This window comes from Lachnospira sp., assembly GCF_016290755.1.
In the GTDB taxonomy this organism is placed as follows: domain Bacteria; phylum Bacillota; class Clostridia; order Lachnospirales; family Lachnospiraceae; genus Lachnospira; species Lachnospira multipara.
In genome coordinates, this window is the sequence record NZ_JAEEVD010000023.1 from 14,437 (window position 1) to 38,867 (window position 24,431).

At 35.8% G+C, this 24,431-nt stretch carries 15 protein-coding genes; all 15 read left to right on the forward strand.

What is annotated here, in order from left to right:
• Positions 1-13: 13 nt before the first annotated feature.
• Positions 14-2,497 carry a hypothetical protein gene (locus QVA17_RS07130; RefSeq protein ID WP_287387396.1) on the forward strand — a complete coding sequence of 828 codons (2,484 nt, stop codon included), beginning with the start codon at positions 14-16 and terminating at the stop codon, positions 2,495-2,497.
• Between the two features lie 42 nt (positions 2,498-2,539).
• Positions 2,540-3,400, forward strand: a complete 861-nt coding sequence (locus tag QVA17_RS07135; RefSeq protein WP_027430384.1) for a sugar phosphate isomerase/epimerase family protein — start codon at positions 2,540-2,542, stop codon at positions 3,398-3,400.
• A gap of 136 nt (positions 3,401-3,536) precedes the next feature.
• On the forward strand, positions 3,537-5,837 hold the full coding sequence (locus tag QVA17_RS07140) for a RelA/SpoT family protein (RefSeq protein ID WP_287387398.1): 2,301 nt from the start codon (positions 3,537-3,539) through the stop codon (positions 5,835-5,837).
• Between the two features lie 53 nt (positions 5,838-5,890).
• Positions 5,891-6,517: an MBL fold metallo-hydrolase gene (locus QVA17_RS07145; protein ID WP_027430386.1), complete on the forward strand. Its 627-nt coding sequence runs from the start codon at positions 5,891-5,893 to the stop codon at positions 6,515-6,517.
• Between the two features lie 127 nt (positions 6,518-6,644).
• Entirely contained in the window at positions 6,645-8,099 is a 1,455-nt protein-coding gene (gene hemZ / locus QVA17_RS07150) for a coproporphyrinogen dehydrogenase HemZ (protein WP_287387400.1), read from the forward strand.
• A gap of 283 nt (positions 8,100-8,382) precedes the next feature.
• On the forward strand, positions 8,383-11,352 hold the full coding sequence (locus QVA17_RS07155; protein WP_287387403.1) for an insulinase family protein: 2,970 nt from the start codon (positions 8,383-8,385) through the stop codon (positions 11,350-11,352).
• Between the two features lie 55 nt (positions 11,353-11,407).
• The gene (gene era, locus QVA17_RS07160; RefSeq protein WP_287387421.1) at positions 11,408-12,373 is read left to right on the forward strand and encodes a GTPase Era; all 966 of its coding nucleotides are present in this window, start codon (positions 11,408-11,410) and stop codon (positions 12,371-12,373) included.
• 125 nt (positions 12,374-12,498) lie between these two features.
• A complete protein-coding gene (locus QVA17_RS07165; protein WP_287387405.1) occupies positions 12,499-13,887 on the forward strand; it encodes a glycine--tRNA ligase in 1,389 nt (462 codons plus the stop codon).
• A 93-nt stretch (positions 13,888-13,980) separates the two neighbouring features.
• Entirely contained in the window at positions 13,981-14,727 is a 747-nt protein-coding gene (recO, locus tag QVA17_RS07170) for a DNA repair protein RecO (protein ID WP_287387408.1), read from the forward strand.
• 63 nt (positions 14,728-14,790) lie between these two features.
• Complete coding sequence (locus tag QVA17_RS07175; protein ID WP_287387410.1) at positions 14,791-16,485, forward strand: hypothetical protein; 1,695 nt, start codon at positions 14,791-14,793, stop codon at positions 16,483-16,485.
• A 22-nt stretch (positions 16,486-16,507) separates the two neighbouring features.
• Positions 16,508-17,773 (forward strand): replication-associated recombination protein A, encoded by a 1,266-nt coding sequence (locus tag QVA17_RS07180; protein ID WP_051195310.1) that lies wholly within the window; start codon positions 16,508-16,510, stop codon positions 17,771-17,773.
• Between the two features lie 42 nt (positions 17,774-17,815).
• Positions 17,816-21,379 (forward strand): DUF5717 family protein, encoded by a 3,564-nt coding sequence (locus QVA17_RS07185; protein WP_287387412.1) that lies wholly within the window; start codon positions 17,816-17,818, stop codon positions 21,377-21,379.
• 3 nt (positions 21,380-21,382) lie between these two features.
• Complete coding sequence (locus tag QVA17_RS07190) at positions 21,383-22,558, forward strand: DUF5716 family protein (RefSeq protein ID WP_287387415.1); 1,176 nt, start codon at positions 21,383-21,385, stop codon at positions 22,556-22,558.
• A gap of 9 nt (positions 22,559-22,567) precedes the next feature.
• Complete coding sequence (locus tag QVA17_RS07195) at positions 22,568-23,395, forward strand: tetratricopeptide repeat protein (protein ID WP_287387417.1); 828 nt, start codon at positions 22,568-22,570, stop codon at positions 23,393-23,395.
• A 15-nt stretch (positions 23,396-23,410) separates the two neighbouring features.
• Positions 23,411-24,431, forward strand: a 1,021-nt coding sequence (locus QVA17_RS07200; protein ID WP_287387419.1) for a hypothetical protein, incomplete at its 3' end; no start/stop codon positions are given.

The following is a 24,431-nucleotide window of genomic DNA, read 5'->3' on the forward strand; positions in this document are numbered from 1 at the left end:
AGGGTGGTATGTTATGGTTAATGTGTATTTTGAGAAGCTATATAGATACGAGAGAAAGCAGGAATACGTAGGCGTTGCTATACCTTTTAAGAAGGGCGAATACTTTGACTTGGACAAATTATCAGTTGTTCAAAAGGATAAGAAGTTAGTTCATCAGGCAAAGGTTACAGCAAAGTATGACGATGGAAGTATAAAGTTTGCTTATGTTAGATTTCTTGCTGACCTAGCAGCTAATAAGACTTGTTTTGCAACAGTCCTTACAGGCAAGGAGACAGAGGAAGAATTAAAGGAGGTTACAGGCATCACTAATCTAGATGCCTTGTCTTTAGAAAATGTATCTAAGCTTAGTTGTAACGTAAATAAGGAAGCTGGCACAATTTCTGTAGATACAGGTGCTCTAAAGTTTTTACTTTCTAATAATTCTAGTAACATTTTCTCTAAGTTGGAAGATAGCTATAGAGATTACACAGAGGATAACTTTGTAGGACCTAATTTATCAGTTAAGAATAGAACTAGTGAGGATAGCTTTAAGCTTGATAATTACAGCTTTAACATTGATAGCTGGAGAGTGGTTGAGGTAGGAGCTGTTAGTGCGATTTTTGAAGGAAAAGGACATCATGATTTAATTGAAGAGAGTGAGAATGGTGCAAAGCGTATTGACTTTGAACTTAGAATTACTGCAGTTTCTGGAAAGCCTTACTTAGATGTGGCTTATAGAATCATTAACACAAGCGATAATCCTTTAGAGATTAATAGTCTTGAATTCTTTGTTAAGGCAGATGCAAACAAGGCTTGTGATAATGAGCTAGTTGATATGGCAAAAGCTCTTCACGAATCAGCAGGTGGCGATTCTACAGGTTGTGGTGATGGTGCAATTGATAATTCAAAGACTAGCGGACCAGTCTTTCATACTAGAGGAATTAACGATTTAGATGATATTTTATCAAGAACACCTGTGGATACTGTTAGAACGGTGGCAGCTAGATCAAACTATAAGACTGATTTCTATATTGGAAGAGATGGCTTTAATGCAAATGTTATCGCAGACGACAAGGGCCTCTTAAAGGAAGGTAACGAGCACTTTGCAGAAGTTTTATATGGTACTTTCTTTGCAGATAGAACTGATGAGAAGTCTGGAATTTGTGCAACGATTTATCAGGCGATGCAAAATTACCCAAAGGCAATTAAGGCAGATAAGAATGGCATTGGGGTTATGCTTGTGCCAGAGAATATCAATAAAGTTGTGATGCAGTCAGGTATGGCAAGAGAGCAGAGATTCTTGTTACATTTTCATGGACCAGAAGAAAGTATGGTTGAGATTGACAACCGTAGCTTGATTTATCAGATGCCAGACCTTGGAGTTATCAGTCCTGACGTCTTTAGAGAGTCAGGGGCTTTAATGGATGTATTCCCAACTAAGCTTGATGACGATGTGGAAATTGCCCTTATTAATAGATGCGATGCCCATGATAGAAATTACGGTATGTTAAACTGGGGCGACTCAGTAGATCAGGGCTATACAAAGCAGGGTAGAGCTAATGGAAAGCCAGTTTATAGTAACAACGAATACGACTATCCACATGCTTGTGCTCTTCAGTTTGCAAGAACTGGAACTAGAAGATTCTACGATTACATGGCTAATCACGCTAGTCACTGGATGGACGTGGATGTTTGCCACTATAGCAAGGATCCGCTTAGAATCGGTGGTATGTGGGAACACACAGGGGGCCACATTGTAAACGGTATTATGGTTTGCTCTCACGAGTGGGTTGAGGGCCTTATGGATTATTATCATTTTACAGGAGATGAGAGAGGCCTTGAGACTGCCATTGGTATTGGTGAAAATGTACTTCGACTCCTTGATACACCTATGTATGCCGTACCAGGAGAGGCTAACGCTAGAGAAACTGGTTGGGCTCTTAGAGCCTTGATTGCTCTATACGTTGAGACTAATGATAAGAAGTGGCTAAGTAAGTGCGATTGGATACTAGATAGCTTTATTACTTGGGAAAAGCAGTACGGACACTGGCTTGCACCATATACAGATAATACTTTAATTCGTGTAGGCTTTATGATTTCTGTAGCCATTGGTAGTGTAATGCGCTATTATAGAGTTTTCCCAAGACAGGATTTGAAGGACATGCTTATTCGTGCTGTAGATGATTTAGTAGATAACTGCTTACTTGATAATGGCTTGTTCTATTATAAGGAGCTTCCAAGTTTAGCTAGAAATGGCAATAATACTTTACTTTTAGAGTCTTTGGCTATTGCATTTGAGTTAACAGCTGATATAAAATATTTATATCCAGGCTTTAAGACATTTAAGAAAACTATTGGTGAAAATGTCAGTGCTGGAGTATCAACTAAAACTATAATTGATGATGCAGTATGTGTAGCAGGTAACTCAACAAAGGGTTTTGCACAAAGCTTTGTACCTCTTATTACATACTACAAGGCTTTAACTGAGGCTGGAATCAATTACGAGGATATAAGATAAGACTAATTATTTAGGCTTTAAAAGAAGGAGGAGAACAATTAAATGAGAATAGGTATTAGAGCACATGACGTGGCTTATGCGCCAATAAATGAATTAATTCCTAACATTCACAAGCAGGGCTTTCACTGCATGCACATCGCCCTAGGTAAGTCTATTAAGGAATTTAATACAGGGGTGGAGGCAATGACTCCAGGACTTGCTATGTACATGAAGGAATTATGTCAGGAGAATAAGGTGGATGTAGCAGTACTTGGCTGTTATTTAAACCTTTGCAATCCTAATCCAGTTAAGCATGCTGAGATAGTTGAAAAGTACAAGGCTCATATCCGCTTTGCAAGCATTCTTGGATGTGGCGTTGTAGGAACTGAGACAGGTGCTGTTAATGAAGAATACAAGTATGAAGAGGCTAATCACTCTGAAGAGGCTCTTGAATGCTTTATTGAAAATTTAAGACCTATCGTTAAGTATGCAGAAAACTTTGGCGTTATCATTGCCATTGAGCCAGTTTGGAAACACATCGTTTATACAGTTGAGAGAGCTAGAAAAGTGCTTGATGCCATTGATTCTCCAAACTTACAGATTATTCTTGACCCAGTTAACCTACTTTATCCAGGTAATATTAAAGATCAGGATGAAATTATAACAAAGGCCTTTGAATTACTTTCTAAGGATATTGCAGTAGTTCACTGTAAGGATTTCATTGATGAAGGCAAGGAAGTAGACTTAAAGAGCGTGGCAGCAGGTAAGGGCGGCCCAGATGGCAAGGGTGGCTTAAACTACCCATTACTTCTTAAGTTAATTAAGGAGCACAAGCCTTATGTACACTGCACTCTTGAGAATACAGTTCCTGAAAATGCAGTAGAGACCCGTGAATTTATGGAAAATCTTTACGCATCGCTATAATTAAAGAATACTAATAGAAATAAAAGTGCACCAGAAAGCTTTCTGGTGCACTTAGTTTCATAAAAAGAGTGACTTTTTTTCTAGTTATGTATATAATGATAGATAATAAAGAATTTTAAAAGACGAGGAGAAGTTTATGCCTGAGAAGATTATACTTGCAGAATCAAATAATGTTAAGACTAATCAGGTGGAGGGAACAACACAGACACCGGCTGATTTTACTGCGCCAGAAGAGTTATATAAGGAGTTAGTAAGAAAGATAAAGGCCTATCACCCATCCACAGATTTGTCTGATATTGAAAGGGCATATAAGGTGGCTTATGAGGCTCACAAGGATCAGAAGAGAAAATCTGGAGAGCCATACATTATCCACCCTCTTTGTGTTGCAATCATACTTGCAGAATTAGAGCTTGATAAAGAGACAATTATAGCGGGTTTATTACATGATGTTGTAGAGGATACAGCCCTTACAAGTGAGGATGTTACAAGAGAGTTTGGCAGTGAAGTAGCCTTACTTGTAGATGGTGTTACTAAGTTAACTCAGTTAAATTACGAGCATGATAAGATAGAGGTTCAGGCTGAAAACCTAAGAAAGATGTTCCTTGCCATGGCAAAGGATATTAGAGTTATCTTAATTAAGCTTGCCGATAGACTTCATAACATGCGTACAATGCAGTATCAAAAGCCTAACAAGCAGATAGAGAAATCAAGAGAAACAATGGAGATTTATTCTCCTATTGCTCATAGACTTGGTATTAGTAAGATTAAGGTTGAATTAGATGATTTAGCTATGCGTTACTTAATGCCAGAAGAATACAACAAATTAGTTGAAGAGGTCAGTGCTAATAGACCCGGCAGAGAAGCATTTATAAAAAGCATAATTAAGGAAGTAGGAATGCATATTAAGAATGCGGATATTGATGCTGAAATCGATGGTCGAGTTAAGCACTTCTTCTCAATTTATCGTAAGATGGTAAGTCAGAATAAGACACTAGACCAGATTTATGATATTTTTGCTGTAAGAATTAAGGTGGATTCCGTTAAGGATTGTTATGCGGCTCTTGGTGTTATTCATGAGATGTATAAGCCAATCCCTGGTCGATTCAAAGACTATATTGCCATGCCAAAGCCTAATAACTACCAATCCCTTCATACAACTCTAATTGCTTCAAATGGTCAGCCTTTTGAAGTTCAGATTAGAACTTACGAGATGCATAGAATTGCTGAATACGGTATTGCAGCACATTGGAAATATAAGGAAGGTAAGACAGGCGGTAAGGACACTCAGTCTGAGGAGGCTAAGCTTAGCTGGTTAAGACAGATTCTAGAGTGGCAGCGTGATATGTCAGATAATAAGGAATTCTTATCATCTATTAAGAGTGATTTAGACCTATTCTCAGATTCCGTATATGCCTTCACGCCATCAGGAGATGTAAAGAATTTACCAGCAGGCTCTTGTCCTATTGATTTTGCTTATAGCATTCACTCTGCTGTAGGTAATAGAATGGTAGGCGCTAGAGTTAACGGTAAGTTAGTTAATATTGATTATAAGATACAAAGCGGCGATAGAATTGAAATTATCACATCCCAGAATTCTAAGGGACCAAGTAGAGATTGGCTATCTATTGTTAAGTCAACACAGGCTAAGAATAAGATCAATCAGTGGTTCAATCAGGAATTAAAGGAAGAGAATATCGTTCGCGGTAAGGAGCTTATTTCTAACTATATTAAGGCTAAGGGCTACAAGCAGGAAGAACTTATTAAGCCAGAATTTATAGAGAAGGCTCTAAAGAAGTATGGCTTTAAAAACTGGGATTCCATGCTTGCAACAGTAGGTCATGGTGGCTTAAAAGAAGGCCAGGTAGTTAATAAGCTCTATGATGAGTATCTTAAGAATAAGAAAAATGAAATCACAGACGATTCAGTACTTGAAGAGCTTCTTGCAAATGACCCTAAGGCTAAAATTAAGAAAAATTCCGGCAAGTCTGGCATCATAGTTAAGGGTACACATGATGTAGCAGTTAGATTTTCTAAGTGTTGTAATCCAGTGCCAAACGATGAAATTGTTGGTTTCGTTACAAGAGGTAGAGGTATCTCTATTCATAGAACAGACTGTATTAATATCCTAAACTTCCCAGCAAGTGAGAGAGCAAGACTTATTGAAGCGGAATGGGAAAGCTCAGGAGATAGCACAGAGAAGTACAGTACTGAAATTAATATTTACGCTAATAATAGAAATGGCCTTATTGTTGATATTTCTAAGATATTTACAGAAGCTAACATTTCTATGACAAGCTTGAATTGTAGAACTAATAAGAAGAACATTGCTACAATCAATATTGGATTTACTATTCATACAAAGGATGAGCTTAACAGACTTATTGATAAGCTACAGAAGGTTGAGTCAGTAACTGATATTGAAAGAACAACGGGCTAATATTTATCTTACATATTGTTAATGCTAGACCTTTAGGTCAATTGGGAGGAAAAATGAGCAAACTAGATTGTAGAGTTTTAGGCATGATTAGTACAAATTGTTATTTGTATACTAATGATGCGTTGGCTGAATGTATTATTGTTGACCCAGCAGATAGAGCAGATGTAATTGCTCAAATGGTAGAATCTAGTAAGGCTAAGCCTGTGGCGATTTTACTAACTCACGGGCATTTTGATCACATTGGAGCAGTGGATGAATTAAGAAAGAAATATAATATTAAGGTCTATGCAGCAGATGCAGAAAAAGACTTGCTTGAATCTCCTTATAAGAATCTTTCAAGTGATTATGGTCTTAGTTTTACAATTAAGGCAGATGTTTACTTAAAAGATGGAGAGGAGTTTGAGCTTGCTGGCTTTAAGATAAAGGCTATACATACACCGGGACACACAGAAGGTGGCATGTGCTTTTATTTTCCAGAGGAGTCTATTATGTTTACAGGAGATACTCTCTTTTATGAATCTGTGGGTAGATCAGATTTCCCAACAGGTAGCATGTCTAGCTTAGTTCGTGAAATTAAGAATAAGCTATTTGTTTTACCAGATGAGACTATCTGTTATCCAGGACATGGCCAGGAAACAAGCATTATGCATGAAAAGGCATATAATCCATTTGTTTACTAAAAATACTAACTAGATAATTTTTGTGATATATAGTAGAATTAAGTCTGCTTGTCTTTTGGGACAAGCAGATTTTTGTTTTAGACTGCTTTTATTTGGGAGAGAAATCCCAAGTTTAGAAAGGATCAATATGATTTATATAAATATAGATGATGACGCATTTTACGACGATGCGGTTACAATTGTAAGGAGCTTTTATCCAAGAGTGGATGTAAAGCCTGCAAGACCAATATCTGGAACTTCAGATGTGAATAATCCTGCCACTTTTAATCCTATTAAGGAAGTGACAGTAAAGTTAGAGGAAGGGGATAAGCTAATTGAGATTGAAGCCCCTGATGTAACAGGACTCTCAAAAGCCGATGCCCACGAGAAGTTTAAGGTTAAGCTCTATAAGCAGCTTGAAGAAAAGGAAGGCCACGGTCTTCCTTGGGGTAACATGACAGGGGTTCGCCCTAGTAAAATCGCCTATCAGATGATAGTTGAGGGGAAGTCAGAAGAAGAGATTATTAACTTTTTTACAAAGGAACATTTTACAAGTCTAGCTAAGGCAAAGCTTGCCATTGAGGTGGCTAAAAAGGAGATTTCCCTAGTTTCAAAGCTTGATGTAAAAAATGGATATAGTCTTTATGTTGGGATTCCATTCTGTCCAAGCATCTGCCTTTACTGTTCTTTCTCAGCCTATGCCTACAATGCTTTTAAGGATAGGGTAGAGGCTTACGTGGATGCCTTGATTCATGAGATTACAGAAGTTTCTAAGATGATGAAGGGCAAGCGCCTTGATACAGTTTATTTTGGCGGGGGAACACCTACAACTCTAAGCCCTGCCCAGCTAGACAGGGTACTTACTAAGTTAGAGGAGTGTTTTGATTTAGAAAATGTATTGGAGCTTACAGTGGAAGCTGGTAGACCAGACAGCATCACTAGGGAGAAGTTAGAGGTTTTAAGAGACCACAAGGTAGAGCGAATCTCTATTAATCCTCAGACTATGAATCAGGAAACTCTTGATTTAATTGGTAGAAAGCACAGCGTTGAGGACATTAAGAATGCTTACAAGCTAGCAACAGAGCTAGGTTTTGATAATATCAACATGGATATGATTCTTGGACTTCCAGGGGAAGGACCAGAAGAGGTTAAGAATACCCTTGATACAATTAAGGCCATGAATCCAAGTTCTTTAACTGTACATTCCCTTGCCCTTAAGCGTTCTAGTAGACTTAATATCTATAGAGATAGATATAAGAACTTAGATTTTAAGAACACTGAAAGCATTGTGAATATGACAGAAGAATGCGCTAAGGACTTAGGAGTGCAAGCCTATTATATGTATCGCCAGAAGAATATGGCTGGCAATTTTGAAAATGTAGGCTATGCCCGTCCAGGTAAAGAATGCATTTACAATATTCTCATTATGGAGGAAGTACAGACAATCATTGCTTGTGGTGCAGGCGCTAGCACAAAGATTGTAAGCACTAACCCAGTAGACAATTCTAGCCTTATTACTAGAGTTGAGAATGTGAAAAATGTAGATGAGTACATTAATCGTATTGATGAAATGATTGAGAGAAAGCGTAAAGAATTAGTCTAAGCTTGTCGTGTTGTTTTATGTGAGTTTTTTTGAAACTTGCAATTCTATTTATTAATGATATAATTTATATATAAAAGTACGTGATATAAATTTACTAGTTTATTTTGAGTTAGTTTTATAAAACTTTCACTATTTATGGCTATACGGTAAGTTTACAACAGGTCTTGTAGTATGTTAAAATTAGCATTTGCAAGACCTGTTTTATTGTTTTGTAAGCTAGTAAATTAGCTGTTTTTAATGCATTTGCTTATAGATAAAATTTTAAAAGAAAAGAGGACAGACTATGGATTTAAAAGCACATTTTGACAAGTTAAAAAACTTTAGTCGAGATGATTATGAGACTATTAGTGTTGAACAGTTAGAAGACCTTAATTCAGTAGGTTTATTACTTAAACATAAAAAGAGTGGTGCTAAGATTTGCTTAGTATCTAATGACGATAATAATAAGGTGTTTTCAATTGGCTTTAAGACACCTCCAACTAACGACACTGGAACTCAGCATATTATTGAACATTCAACTCTTTGCGGTTCAAGAAAGTACCCTGTAAAGGATCCTTTTGTTGAATTAGTTAAGGGTTCACTTAATACATTCCTTAATGCCATGACTTACCCAGATAAGACAATTTATCCTGTGGCAAGTTGTAATGACGTGGATTTTAAGAACTTAACTGACGTTTATATGGATGCAGTTTTCTATCCTAACATGTATAAGGAGAAGAAGATCTTTATGCAGGAGGGATGGCATTATGAATTAGAGAGTAAGGATGCACCACTTAAGTTTAACGGCGTTGTATTTAACGAAATGAAGGGTGCATTTTCATCAGCTGATGACGTCCTTGCTAGATATACATTTTCAAGTCTTTTCCCAGATAACAACTATAAGTATGAATCAGGCGGAGACCCAGAGGTTATTCCTGATTTAACTTATGAGGATTTCTTAAAGTATCATGGTGAATATTATCATCCTGTGAATAGCTACATCTATATTTACGGTGACTTTGATATTAATGAAAGACTTGATTACTTAGCTAAGGAATATCTTGATAATTTTGATAAGGCAGATGTTAATATTAACACTGATATTGCCTATCAGAAGGGCTTTGATAAGCCTCTTGATTTAGTAAGAGAATATGCTATTGCTGATGATGAGTCAGAGGAGAATAATACATATTTTTCATATAACACAGTAGTTGGTACAAGTACTGATGATAAGTTATATCTTGCTATGGATATCTTAGATTATGCCTTAGTTCTTGCGCCAGGCGCACCACTAAAGCAGGCTTTAATTGATGCAGGTATTGGTACTGATATTTATTCTGATTTTGAATCTTCAATTTATCAGCCAATTTACTCAATTGTAGCTAAGAATGCTAATGCAGATAAGAAGGACGAATTCGTTAAGGTAGTTAATGAGACTTTAACTAAGCTAAGAGATGAGGGTATTAATCCTAGATTATTACTTGCTGCTCTTAACTATTACGAATTTAAGTATAGAGAGGCAGATTACGGCCCATTCCCTAAGGGACTTATGTACTACCTAAATATGAATGATAGCTGGTTCTATGATGAGACAAAGCCTTTTGTTCATGTTAAGGAAGGCAAGATTTATGCAGAACTAAGAGAAGAGATTGATAAGGGCTATTTTGAAAATTTAATCGACAAGTATTTACTTAACAATAACCACAAGTTAATTCTTACTCTAAATCCTAAGAAGGGCTTAGATGAGGCAAGAAGACAAAAGGAAGCTAAGAGACTTGCAGATTACAAGGCTACTTTAACAGATGAGCAGCTTGAGGAAATCATTAAGTCTACTAAGGAATTAAAGGAATATCAGGATACTCCATCTAGTCAGAAGGACTTAGAGTCAATTCCTATGCTTAAGCTATCTGATATTGAAAAGAACCCTGAAAAGCTCTACATCGATAAGAGGGAAGTTAACGGAGTAGACGTAGTATTTAGTGATTTATTTACTAATAAGATTGCTTACTCATTACTTTCTTTTGATTGTAAGGATGTACCAGATGAGCTTATTCCATACGTTGGCTTACTTTCAACTGTAATGACATCTATGGATACAAAAAATTACAGCTATCAGGAATTAACTAATGAAATCAATATTAACAGTGGTGGAATTAGAACTGATGGAGCTGCAATTTACTCAGATAAGGACGACTTAGATAAGTTTACAATTAGATATGAGTTAAAGGGTAAGTCCCTTTATAATAAGTTAGACTTCATCTTTGATATGTATAAGGAAATCATCTATACAACAAAGTTTGATGACTATAAGAGATTAAAGGAAATCCTTGCTAGAAGTAAGTCAAGACTTGAGGGTTCAATGGTTAGTGCAGGTAACACAGTGGCTGTTATGAATACTCTTTCACAGTTCTCAAAGAAGGCTCACTATTCTAATCTTATGAAGGGCTATCAGTATTACAGCTTTATTGAGCACTTAAATGCTAACTTTGACGAGCTTAAGGAAACTATCGTTTCAAAGTTAAATGAGCTTGTTTCATACATTTTCAATAAGGATAATCTTGTAGTTCATATTACAGCTGATGATGAGGGCTACGAATTATTTGAGAAGTCTCTTAAGAAGTTCTTAGAGGCTGTTCCTGATAATAAGTATGAAGTCGCTAAGCGTGAATACGTGCCAAAGAAGGTTAAGACTGGCTTTACATCTTCTTCACAGGTGCAGTATGTGGCAATGTGTGGAAATTATATTAAGGAAGGCTATGAATATACTGGCGCTCTAAAGGTATTAAAGGTTATCTTCTCTTATGATTATTTATGGATAAATGTAAGAGTTAAGGGTGGAGCTTATGGCTGTAACAGTAGTTTCCTAAGAAATGGTGATATGTATCTTTCAAGTTATAGAGATCCAAACTTAAAGGAAACTATTGATATCTTTAAAAAAGCTTATGAGTATGTAGAAAACTTTGATGTTTCAGATAGAGATATGTTAAAATATATCATTGGAACAATTAGTGATTTAGACACACCTCTAAATCCTTCAGCTAAGGGTATTAGATCCTTTAGTGCTTACTTAAGCAATGCGGATTACGACACATTTGCAAAGGAAAGAAAGGAAATTCTAGAGTGTGATGTTAAGGCTATTAAGGCCCTTGCACCAATTGTTAAATTAGCAATGGAACAGGATTACTTAAGCGTAGTAGGTAACCAGCAGGTAATCCAGGATAATAAGGAAATCTTTGACGAGGTTAAGCCTCTTATCCTATCTAGTGGAAACTAGAAAAATGGTTATGATGAGATAGTAAGAAAGGAATTAATTAATGAATTTAGACGAAATGCTTGCAGCTAGTGGTATTACAGGAAATGGTGCCACAGCTAATAATGAAAACCTTAAGTCAGGTTTTGTAACATTTATTGGAAGACCAAACGTAGGTAAATCAACACTTATGAACAATATTATAGGTCAGAAGATTGCCATTACTTCTAATAAGCCACAGACAACAAGAAATAGAATCCAGACAGTTTATACTGATGAGAGAGGACAGATTGTCTTTGTTGATACACCAGGTATTCATAAGGCTAAGAATAAGCTTGGAGAGTACATGGTTAACGCAGCAGAGCGTACAATCAAGGATGTGGATCTTATATGTTATTTAGTTGAACCAAAGGCTTTCATTGGTGAAGCGGAGGCAAAGATTTTAGAGCGTCTTAAAAATGTTAAGAAGCCTATAATCCTTGTTATTAATAAGATAGATATGGTTAAGAAGGAGGAAATCCTTCCTGTAATTGATATGTATAGAAAGGAACTTGATTTTGATGAAATCGTTCCTATTTCTGCAAGAAATGGTAACAATGTAGAGGACTTAAAGGAAACAATCTTTGAATATCTTCCATATGGCCCAATGTATTATGACGCAGATACAGTTACAGATCAGCCAATGCGTCAGATTATTGCTGAACTTATTAGAGAGAAGGCACTTTATTGTCTAGAAGATGAAATTCCTCACGGTATTGCTGTTGAAATCAATATGCTTAAGGAAAGACAGACTACTAATAAAAAGCCTATTACTGATATTGATGCCACAATTATATGTGAAAGAGATTCTCATAAGGGAATTATTATTGGTAAGGGCGGCAATATGCTTAAAAGAATCGGAACTGATGCGCGCTTCGAAATCGAGAAGCAGTTAGAAATGAAGGTTAATTTAAAGCTCTGGGTTAAGGTTAAGAAGGAGTGGAGAGATAGCGATATCTTAATGAAAAACTTCGGCTATGATAAAAAAGATCTTGCAGACAACTAAAAGGCTTAAATTAACAATTGCCAAATTTAATATTATGTTATAAACTAAAAAAGCTAGTTATCTTCTAGATAACTAGCTTTATAAGTAATTAAGTCTAATAGACTATAATAAAAAGGAGTTTCAATATGGAAAAGACAATGGAGAAGATTGTTGCCTTAGCTAAGGCAAGAGGCTTTGTATATCCAGGTTCTGAAATCTATGGTGGTCTTGCTAATACATGGGATTACGGTAATCTTGGTGTTGAGCTTAAGAACAATGTTAAGAGAGCTTGGTGGCAGAAATTTATTCAGGAGAATCCTTACAACGTTGGTGTTGACTGTGCTATCTTAATGAATCCACAGACATGGGTTGCATCAGGTCACTTAGGTGGTTTCTCAGATCCTTTAATGGACTGTAAGGAATGTCATGAAAGATTTAGAGCTGACAAGATCATTGAAGATTGGGCAGCAGACAATAACTACGAACTTGAGTCATCAGTAGATGGTTGGACTCAGGAATATATGAAGAACTTCATCGATGAGCATGAAATTAATTGTCCTTCTTGTGGAAAGCATAACTTCACAGAAATCAGACAGTTTAACCTTATGTTCAAGACTTTCCAAGGTGTTACAGAAGATGCTAAGAATACAGTTTATCTTCGTCCAGAAACAGCTCAGGGTATTTTCGTTAACTTTAAGAACGTTCAGAGAACTTCAAGAAAGAAGGTACCATTTGGTATTGGACAGGTAGGTAAGTCATTCCGTAATGAAATTACTCCTGGTAACTTTACATTTAGAACAAGAGAATTCGAGCAGATGGAATTAGAGTTCTTCTGCAAGCCAGGTACTGACCTTGAATGGTTCCAGTATTGGAGAGGCTTCTGCCGTGATTGGTTACTTTCTCTTGGTATCAAGGAAGATGAAATGAGACTTAGAGATCATGATCCAGAAGAATTAGCATTCTACTCTAAGGGTACAACAGATATCGAATTCTTATTCCCATTTGGTTGGGGCGAATTATGGGGTATCGCTGATAGAACTGATTACGATCTTACTCAGCATCAGACAACATCAGGTGAGGATATGTCTTACTTTGATGATGAAGCTAAGGAAAAGTATGTACCATACGTTATTGAGCCATCACTTGGTGCAGATAGAGTTACACTTGCATTCCTTTGTGCAGCTTATGATGAAGAAGAATTAGAAGGCGGCGACGTAAGAACTGTTCTTCACTTCCATCCAGCACTTGCTCCTGTAAAGATTGGTGTTTTACCACTTTCTAAGAAGTTAAACGAAGGCGCAGAGAAGGTATATGCAGAACTTTCTAAGTACTACAACTGCGAATTCGATGATAGAGGAAACATCGGTAAGAGATATAGAAGATTAGATGAAATCGGAACTCCTTACTGTATTACATACGACTTTGATTCTGAAGAAGATGGTTGCGTAACTGTTCGTGATAGAGATACTATGGAACAGGAAAGAGTTGCAATTGCAGATCTTAAGGCATACTTCGAAGACAAATTTAGATTTTAATTATCAAAGGCTGTTACTAATGTAGCAGCCTTTTTTTTATTGCCCATTTGGAGTATAATTAAGGGGATTATTAGCTAACTGAAAGGATGTCTTATGGCAGAAGTAATTAATGTTACGGGAATTATTTTATCTAGCATGCCAGTAGGTGAGTCAGATAGAAGAATTGTTATTTTAACAAAAGAATTAGGTAAGATAAGTGCTTTTGCTAAAGGTGCTAGACGACCTAATAGCAGCTTGATAGGGCTTACAAGACCCTTTATCTTTGCTGATTTTGAAGTTTATAGAGGAAGGAATTCCTACACCATATATAAGGCCGTGGCAAAAGAGTATTTTGAGGAGTTAGTAACTGACTTGGATGCGGTTTGCTATGGCTATTATTTTGCAGAAATTGCAGATTATTACTCAAGAGAAAACCTTGAGGCAAAGGAGCTTATAAACCTTTTATATGTAAGCCTTAAGGCCCTTTTAAAGGAGCAGATTCCAAACGTCTTAATTAGATACATTTACGAGTTAAGAATGATTGCCATTAATGGAGAATGTCCGGATTTCTTCTCTTGTAGAAAATGTGGCAAGGAAGATAATTTATTATTTTACGCAAAGGATCTTAATGGGGTAGTTTGTGGCGATTGTATAACAGAGAGCCTTGCAGCAGTAAGACTTAGTAAAGATGCCCTCTATACACTACAGTATATTGTTACAAGCCCTCTTAATAAGCTTTATACCTTTACACTAAACGATGAGACTTTTAGAATTATTGCTAGTGTAATTAACAGGCTTGAGGACATTTGCTTTGACAAGAAATTCAAATCTAAAGATATGTTATTAGAAGAAATACTTTAAATAGTTAGTATAATAATGTAAAATAATAATAATAAATATAGATTAAAGAGCTGAGGTGAGATTATGCTTTGTCCAAAGTGTGGTCAGGAATATGAAGGCCCTCAGTGTCCACGTTGTGATGGACCTGTGGTCCTTGTAAATAATTCGGATTACCTTAAAAGAAAGAAGGCCTACGAAGAGAGACTTAAAAACAGGGGTAAGGAAGAATTAGAAGAAGATAAAAAAGAAGAGAAAAAAGAATTTGATTTGATGGAAGTTGTAGATGGTCTATTTTCTGAGGAAAATAAAATGTCTAAGCTTAAAAGCAAGGCCAGGGGCTTAGTAAAGAAGCTTAGAAAGTCTAAGAGAAAGTCAACTAAAGACACCAAGTCTTCAAATAAGAATAATGAGAACAATGAAGAAGGACCGCTTAAGTCTGTTTCAATTAGAAAGGCTAAGAAATTCAAATATAACATTAGAAGAATAGCCTTTTTAGTGGCAGCTCTAGTGTGCTTAGTCCTTATAATTGTTGGAATTTATAAGTTGGTAACAAGAAAGAATTACGAGCTTTTCTTTAGCTATAACGACAAGATTTACAATGTAACAGATCTAGAGTCTAGTTATGTTTGTGACGAGTCGGATGCTGTATTTGCCGTGGATGGAAAAACATTTTACCAGGCAGAAAACCTTGATATAGAGGGTAGCATAAAGCAGGAGATGGCAAGTAATGACGGAGATTATTTAGCTTTCGTTTCTTATCTTGAGGATGGCAATTACGAAATCATTGTTAATACAAGTAAGGGAACAGTTAAGCTTGCAACTAACAAAAATTCAAAGGAATTAGTAGCCCTAAGAGATAGCGGAGTTTTGATTTATACTGAAACTGAAGAGCTAAATGACGAGGGTGGTACAGGTAGCAAGAGCTTAAACGTAGTATTTTTTGATGGCCTTGAATATCAAACCATTAATTTAAGCGAGGACATCAGTAAATATTATGTTTATACAGCCCAAAGCCTTGTGGTGGCAGTAGATAATGATGGTAATTTATTTGAATATAACTATAAGACTAAGAAAAAGACTAGTCTTGAGGGAAATGTAACTAATCTTTTAGGCATGAGTTCAGATAATTACAATTACTACAGCTATAGTGCTGATTTAGTAAATGAGTGGGATAAGGCTGATAGCTTTGTCTATGCCATTGGTTATGTTTATTATCTATATGATATTAAGGATGCTAAATCTACAGTTCTTGCTAAGTCTTCAGACTCAAGCATGGAGTTTATCTATGATGAGACTAATAATTATGTTTATGCTCTTAATACTAATACAGTTTATTCTGCAAAGCTTGATGGGGACACAGTATCAAGTCTTGAGGAACTAGATAATATTAAGACTGCAAGAAATGTGGTATATAATTATTCCACAAAGGAACTTTACTTTATTGATGGAGATTCTAATTTAGTTAGGGTTAAGAAGGGCGAGGAAAAGGAACTTGAAAGCAATGTCTATGATGGTTCCCTTAGCCTTGTAAGTAATGATAGTAAGGCTATTTGCTATATAGTTGATAATAGTATTTATTATAGAAAATCTTCCACAGCCGCAGCTGTAAAGATTTACACAGGAGATAATCTTACTACTAACATTGGTATGGTAAAATATAAGAATAAGCTATATTTCTACGCATCAAGCGAGCTTTTATGCACTTGCTCAACTAAGGGAGGCTCTCTTAGTGAGGTAGGAAAGATAGCAAGATTCTGGTTAGGAACTAAGTTAAAGTAAATAGGACAAGTTAGGTATTAATATGGATTTGTTTGATTATATGAGAGAGAATAATAGCAAGAAGGAATCACCTCTTGCTATGCGACTAAGACCTAAGACATTAGATGATATAGTAGGTCAGGAGCACATAATTGGTAAGGATAGCTTACTTTATAGAGCAATTAAGGCGGATAAGTTAAGCTCAGTTATCTTTTATGGACCTCCAGGAACAGGAAAGACAACCCTTGCAAAAGTTATTGCCAATACAACAAGCGCAGACTTTAGACAGATAAATGCCACAATAGCCGGTAAAAAGGATATGGAAGAAGTGGTTAAGGCTGCTAAAGATAACCTAGCTATGTATGGAAAAAAGACAATACTTTTTATAGATGAGATTCACAGATTTAATAAGGGGCAGCAGGATTTCCTCCTTCCTTATGTGGAGGATGGAACATTAGTCTTAGTAGGTGCAACTACTGAGAATCCTTACTTTGAAGTAAATGCCGCTCTTATATCTAGATCAATTATTTTTGAACTTATGCCTTTGAAAAAAGAAGACATAAAGGTGATTTTAAAGAGAGCCGTTTATGATGAAGTTAATGGTATGGGTTCTTATAATGCTGAAATTGATGAAGAGGCACTAGATTTTCTAGCAGATATTTCTAATGGAGATGCTAGAAGTGCTCTAAATGCCATTGAGCTGGGCATTTTAACAACAGATAAAAGCGAAGATGGAAAGATACATATCGATTTAGAGGTCGCTCAAAACTGTATTCAAAAAAGAGCCGTAAGATATGATAGTGACGGGGATAATCACTATGATACAATCTCAGCTTTTATTAAGAGCATGAGAGGTTCAGACCCGGATGCAGTTACTTATTATCTAGCTAAGATGCTTTATGCTGGGGAAGATATAAAGTTTATTGCTAGAAGAATTATGATTTGTGCTAGTGAAGATGTAGGAATGGCAGATCCTAATGCACTAAATGTTGCAGTTTCTGCCTGCCTTGCAGTTGAAAGAGTGGGTATGCCAGAGGCTAGAATCATCTTAGCAGAGGCAGCCATTTATATAGCCAAGGCACCAAAGAGTAATGCAAGTTATATGGCAATTGATAGAGCCCTAGAATTTGTAAAGACTCATAAGCAGGTGCCGGTGCCAACACATTTGCAAGATGCCCATTATAAAGGGGCCGCAAAGCTTGGACATGGAGTTGGTTATAAGTATCCACATGCCTATCCAGGGCATTATGTGGAACAGCAGTATTTGCCAGACGAATACAAAGAGGAGAAGTTTTATATTGAAGAGTAGATGCTAGATTTTAAAACTAGTTAAAAATGGGAGGGGTTCCAAATGAGAGATTATGTAAATCGTCTATCAAGAGGAAAATTTAATTTTGAAGAAAATCGACTTAAGTGTAAGGAAGAGATAGTAAGACTTGATATTGCAAAAGACCTTATAACTGAGTCTAGCTTTGAATTAGAGGCATCAAATCCATTGAGAGGAATGGTTTTTGCCTCTGATTTAAGAGTGGAAATTATTGATAAGAATTTTGCCGGAACTAATATAGTTATTAGATATAGAGTGGATGGCAGGGATTTAAAGAAAAAGGAGAGCTTAGAGGGAAAGTTTGTGGTTATTAGTGAAGCTGGCGAACTTGAAATCCCTTACTCTTTTAAGTGCATTGAAAAGTTTGTGGAGACTAGTCTTGGCAATGCATCTAATCTCTTTCATTTTACAAACCTCTACCAAACAGCCCCAAGCGAGGCTATGGAAATCTTTTTTGGTCCAGATTTTAAGGATATCTTTTTGGAAAATGATGAAAAGCTATCTAATATTTACGATGCCCTAAAGAATCGTGAGCACGGACTAGAATCTATTGAAGAGTTTTTAATTGCCCTAAATAAGAAAGTGGCAACTAGCTTTAAGCTAGCTGAAACTAAGAAAATCTATGAATGCCCAAACAGTAATCTTAAAGACTTTTTTGTAATAAAAAAATCGGGCTGGGGAAATTTTAAACTCGATTTATCTTGTGATGAGGATTTTATTAAGCTAGAGAATACAAGCTTAAATCAGGATGATTTCACAGGAGATATCTGCGAAGTTGAATATTTTATTGATGTAGAAAAATTACATAAGGGTAATAATTTTGCAAAAATACGACTTCGTTCTTTTAACGTAAATCTAGATTATATCATTGAAATTAAAGAGGATACACAGATTTTAAAATCTGAAGAAAAAACTAGACATAGGGAAAGTAAGCTTGCCTATAAGCATCTAGTTATGGAGTATCTTGATTACAGAATGAATATTATTCGACGTGATGATTTTGTAAGTCACGTAAGAGAAATTGTAAATAAATATTATTCCTCTACAAAGGGAGATATATTTTTAAAACTAGCCCTTGCCCAGAGCTTTGTAATTACTGGGGAGGATGATTTAGCCTCAGAAATTATTGAAGAGGTAAAGGTTGAAGCCCTAGGAAGTATGCACTCAAACCCTGTAAATTACGCTTATTTTCTCTATGTAAATAGCTTGCTTTTAAAGTCAGGAGATTACACAAGAAAGGTAATAAATCAGGTTAGGGGAATTTATGAAAGTGGCAATAAGAGCTGGCAGATTCTCTGGATTTTATTCTATCTTAATACAGAAAATGAGAAGAATAGAAGTATTAGACTAGTTCGTTTAAAGGAGATTATATCAAAGGGCTGCACAAGTCCTGTTATGTATTATGAGGCCCTTAGAATCTTTAATAGCCATCCAGAATTATTTAGAGTTCTTGATGACTTTGAGTTAAAGGTTGTAACCTTTGGTATTCGTCACAGTGCTATTCATGAAAATCTTGCAAGACAGATTGCTGATGTGGTGGATGAGCTTAAGTATGCAAGTAACGAGCAGCTAGTAATTTTAAAGATTCTTTATAACATGTATAAGCTTGATAGCATTTTAGAGCCACTAGTAAAGCACCTAGTTAGAGCAGGCCTTGATAGTGAGGATAACAACCACTATATCGAGCTTGCCATTGTAAAGGGCTTTAAGATAACAAGAATTTATGAGTATTATATTTCTAGCTGTCCTAGGTCTATGAATGTGGTATTTCCTAAGCCTGTGCTTATGTATTTTATGTATGATAACTCTTTATCTAGAGAGGATAAGGCTTTCCTTTATGCCAATATTCTAGATAATAAGGGAGTTTATAAGGATGAGTATGAGGCTTATGAAAGAATTATAGAAAATTTTGCAATTGAACAACTAAAGCTAGGCTTTATAAACGAGGATATGTCCATTATTTACAAAAATGTGTTGAGAGGGGAACTTGTAAACGAGGACAACGCAAACTTTATATCCATTCTTGATTATATTAATAAAATCACTGTTAAGGATAAGAGAGTTAAGGCGGTAGTGGTTAAGCTAACAGAAAAAGCTAGCCTTGATTTTTATGAGTTAAAGCGGGGAGTTTGCTATATTCCAATTTATACTAATAATTCTGCCATCTGCTTTTTATGCGAAGATGGAGTTATTAGAAAAGAGGGCATAGAGCATGAAATCAAGCCTTTAATGACAGATATGGTTTCTATGAATACCCTTAGACAATTTGATATTTCAAACGAAGGCTTTTTGATTAACTGGGCTTATGATAGTCACAAAAAGGGGGATAAATCTGAGGAAACTCTTGGTGGATATAAATACATTTTAGTAAATCCACTTATTGGCTATAACTTTAAGCTAAAGGTTAATTCATGGCTTATTAAATATTATTATGAATTAAATGAATTTGAAAATGCAGAAAGTGTATTAGCCCTGCTTATTAAGTCAAAGCTAAAAAGAGAAGATGGCATTAGACTTATTGAGATAGCTCTAAATAATAAGCTCTATGATGAGGCCTATGAATTGGGGCAGGAATATGGCTTTAGAGGGGTTTATCCTGCTAAGCTACTTAGACTTACAGATCATTTAATTACAAATAATAATTTTGAGGAATCTAAGGAACTAGACTTTATTGCAAGTTACCTCTTTGCAAACAGAGTTTATAATGAGGACTTGCTTATATACATGTTAAGATATGCTTCTTGTTCTAATGAGGACTTTTATAAGTTGTGGAAGGCCTGCCAAAACTTCGGCCTTGATGTCACAGAGCTTTCTGAAAGAGTCATTATTCAGATGATGTTTAGTGGGGTTCATAATGGCAGACTTACAGAAGTCTTTACAGATTACTACAGCCACCACGGCATTAAGCTTATTACAAAGGCTTACCTAGCCTATAATTCCTACCTCTTTATTGTTAAGGGTAAGAAGGCAAACGAGGTAATCTATAAGGTAATTGAAAGAAGTATTGCTGAAAATGTAGGTCTTGCAGATATATGTTACGTGGCTTATTTAAAAGAAATTTCAAGAAAGCCAGAGCTACTAAAGGAAGAGGAAAGAAGGGAACTTGCTCAAAAGGTTATAGATTATCTTTGCAAGAAAAATATTATGCTTAGCTTTTATTCTAACCTAAGCAATTACCTTAGACTTCCTTATAACCTAGTGGGAGCAACGATTCTTGAATGTATAGCAAGCCCAAATCATAAAGTAATGATTCATTACATTTTAAATGAGTCTTCTACTAAGTTTACTAGCGAGCTTATGAACTCTACGGATTTTGGTCTATTTACATATAAATTCAATCTCTTCTACGGAGATAGTTTAAGGTATTACTTCACTATTGAAGGCGAGGGAAAATGTACTAAGACCGCCGAGAATACAATAGAGTTTACTAATCTAATTGGGGAGACAAGCAGGGGCCGTTTTGATAATATTAACGACTGCTTTGCTAGCAACGAACTTAGAGATTACATGACTTTAAGAAGGGTTATGGAAAGTTATTTGGTTGAGGATTTTGTAGTTGATGAGACGTTTAAGATGCGAAAGGATTAATCAATGGAGAGTTTAGAAAATGTGTCAGGCTTAATAATTGGTATGGATTTAAATGAAGACGTGGCCATGCTTAGCTACTATGATTACAACAACAATATAGTAAATCAGCTAGAATTTGATAATAGGCAGGAATATTTTCTTAATAAGCCTTTAAAGGAATTGGTTAAAGACGTGGAAGGGGTAAGAGAAGGAGAGTATAGGGAGCTTACTAATCTCTTATCTAGCCTTTTAGATGCTGCGGCCAATAAAACTGGGGTTAGCGTAATTTCTTGTCTAACTGTGGTGCTTCACAATTACAGCATCGACTATTTAAATGCTATTAAAAGAGTCTTTCAAAATCTAGGTCTAAATCAGGCAAACAGCCAGGTCATTAGTAAAGGAGAGAGCTTTGCCTATTATGCATACTCTCAGAAACGCGAGTTATACATTGGGGGAGTTTGTCTTGTAGATTTTGAAGAAAATGGACTTAAATATATAAGGCTAAACTCAAAACGAAGCAACAACGTGGACTATATTATTGAGGATAAGAAAATCTATAATTCCATTGAATTTAAAGAGGTTTTAAAAAGGGAAAAGAGCTTAGAGGATGTGGAGGATTTACTTATTTCAAGCCTTAATGAATTTTTAGATAGGAAAATGATTTCCTCAATCTATCTAACGGGAGCAGGCTTTAATACGGATAAGTTACCGGAGAATTACACTAAGTTAATTACAAGTAGAAAGAAGGCCTTTATAGGTAATAATCTTTATTCTAAGGGGGCTTGCTATTCGGCTCTTGAATATATTAGACCTAAGGTCTTTGATAATACAGTGCTTTTATCTGAGCAAAGAATTATGGTGGGCATTGAGCTTGATATTCTAGACAAAGGCGTGCCAAAGCGCTTTAGACTTATTAAGCCAGGCACTAACTGGTTTATGGCAGATAGAAGTATTGATTTTATAATTGAGGATATGAGGGAGATTAAATTGCATATTCTTACAGCAGATAATAGATTTGATGATGAATCTATTGATATATCAGATTTTCCTTATAGAGAGGGAAAGACTACTAGGATTTCTATATCTGTGAAATTCTTTTCGTCAGATAGATGCCAAATTGTAGTTAAGGATTTAGGCTTTGGAGATTTCTTTAAATCTTCTGGCAAGTTAGTTTATAAGGATTTGGATTTTGCTATTTAAGGAGTGCTTATGAGTGGAATGATACTTTGTAGAACAAAAATGGCAACTAATCCCTACAGGGTTTATAGTACGGGAATTAGAATTTATACAAGCCAAGAGCTTTGTTACTACATTTACAACAATATTTATTTAATAGCTAATGATTTTATAGATGATAGGTTGATAGATTTTCTAAAAAATGAGCTAGGGGAAGTAAACCTTGCTAATAGACTAGATTATCTAAGAGAGAATAATGCAGGCCTTGCAGAAATGCTTGTAACCATATTAAAGTCTATTGATTATTATACTATTGCTGAAATTGAGAAAATAAGAGAGATTCTAAATACACTATCAAGTCAGACACCTTTTGAAAGACTTGAAAAAAGAGCGGATAGTTATTTAAGCAATAAGTGCTATTATAGCGCAATTGACTGCTATCTTGAGATAATTAATAACTACTCTCTAGAAGATTTAGGAAGTCCTTTTTATGCAAAAATTCTTCACAACCTAGGAGTGGCTTATGCAAGGATGTTCTTATATGAAATGGCTAGAAAATATTTTGAAGAGAGCTATAAAATCAGCCAGCATGAAGAGACTAAGCGTATGCTAAAGACTTGTGATGCTTTGATACATTTATATAGCAATTTGGAAAATTTGGACATAAGCGAAGACGAATATGTTATTCGAAGTGAAATGGAGACACTTATGGATAACGCCAGATTTAGCGAAAAATTCAAGGAATTAGAGAGAGTATTTAAGTTAAAGGATGAGGGCAAAATTTCAGAATTTAATTTGAAAATAAAGGACATTTTAGCTAAGTGGAAAGAGGAATATTTAAAATATACAGCTAGTATCTAATAAAAAGGAGTGGCTATGGGGATTTTCAAATTTATAAAAAAGAGCATTGATGATGAGTATGATCTAGATAATCTAGAGGATTTAGTCTATGAAGACGAGCCCTTAGATACAGACGAGAATTTAACAGACGAGGATTTTAAAAAGGACCTTAAAAGCTATGATATGGGCGAGCTTTTTGCAGGTCTTGGTTTTGATGGTTCGGGTAATAAGCTGCCAGAAGAAAGTGATGTGGTAGGCCGTAAAAAGAATGTGAAGAATCAAAAGGATTTAAGAAGGGAAGAGGAGAAATACGACGAACTTCTAAATTCTGTTCAGGCTCAAAACCTTATAAAGACCGTTGAGAAGATAAATGTTGAGGCTAACAAGGAAAAACAGAAGGAAAAAATTGAGGAAGGCCTAGAAGAGGGCAAGGACTCTTTATATATTAAAAATGGTAAGAAGCGACTAGACATCCAAACTGATGAGGATATTTATCAGCAAATGGGGGTTGATAATGAGAAGGAGCTTTATAGAAAACTTGAGACAAGCAAGGTGGATAGAGAAATCGACAAGCTAGAGATAGATTTGCCAGATGTTTCTAAAAAGCCAAAGGCTCTTGATAAGGTAAATACAAGTACTTTCATGCCTCAGGATATGGAGATTTATGTTAAGAGCCAGTGCGATATTATGGAGGAGGCCTCTTCTTACGTGGAGAGAGCCAAGCTTGAATACGAGACAGTGGCTGAGTATTACGAGGATACCAATAAGATTTGCGATGCACCAACCAATATGAAGCTTAAGGTAGAGAATGCCGCAGAGCGTGTGGAAAATCTTACAACGGATAGACGCATTAGCAGGGGTATGGGAAACCAGCTTCCTATGGAGGTCTTTAGAAAACTAGAGAGCCTAGAAGACCAGATTCCAGGCGCTATTGATGATATCCAGAGCCAAGAGAATTATTATGAAAATGTAAAGCGAGACATGAGGATGCTTGAGGGGGAGAGAATCACTCTTAAGTCAGAGGCTAAGTCTTTAGTTAGGCGTCAGTTAAACATTA

Coding starts and splice junctions, on each gene's coding strand:
- QVA17_RS07165 (WP_287387405.1), top strand. CDS start 12,499: ATGGAAAAGACAATGGAGAAGATTGTTGCCTTAGCTAAGGCAAGAGGC.
- QVA17_RS07140 (WP_287387398.1), top strand. CDS start 3,537: ATGCCTGAGAAGATTATACTTGCAGAATCAAATAATGTTAAGACTAAT.
- QVA17_RS07155 (WP_287387403.1), top strand. CDS start 8,383: ATGGATTTAAAAGCACATTTTGACAAGTTAAAAAACTTTAGTCGAGAT.
- recO (WP_287387408.1), top strand. CDS start 13,981: ATGGCAGAAGTAATTAATGTTACGGGAATTATTTTATCTAGCATGCCA.
- QVA17_RS07185 (WP_287387412.1), top strand. CDS start 17,816: ATGAGAGATTATGTAAATCGTCTATCAAGAGGAAAATTTAATTTTGAA.
- QVA17_RS07180 (WP_051195310.1), top strand. CDS start 16,508: ATGGATTTGTTTGATTATATGAGAGAGAATAATAGCAAGAAGGAATCA.
- era (WP_287387421.1), top strand. CDS start 11,408: ATGCTTGCAGCTAGTGGTATTACAGGAAATGGTGCCACAGCTAATAAT.
- QVA17_RS07175 (WP_287387410.1), top strand. CDS start 14,791: ATGCTTTGTCCAAAGTGTGGTCAGGAATATGAAGGCCCTCAGTGTCCA.
- QVA17_RS07195 (WP_287387417.1), top strand. CDS start 22,568: ATGAGTGGAATGATACTTTGTAGAACAAAAATGGCAACTAATCCCTAC.
- QVA17_RS07190 (WP_287387415.1), top strand. CDS start 21,383: ATGGAGAGTTTAGAAAATGTGTCAGGCTTAATAATTGGTATGGATTTA.
- QVA17_RS07145 (WP_027430386.1), top strand. CDS start 5,891: ATGAGCAAACTAGATTGTAGAGTTTTAGGCATGATTAGTACAAATTGT.
- hemZ (WP_287387400.1), top strand. CDS start 6,645: ATGATTTATATAAATATAGATGATGACGCATTTTACGACGATGCGGTT.
- QVA17_RS07130 (WP_287387396.1), top strand. CDS start 14: ATGGTTAATGTGTATTTTGAGAAGCTATATAGATACGAGAGAAAGCAG.
- QVA17_RS07135 (WP_027430384.1), top strand. CDS start 2,540: ATGAGAATAGGTATTAGAGCACATGACGTGGCTTATGCGCCAATAAAT.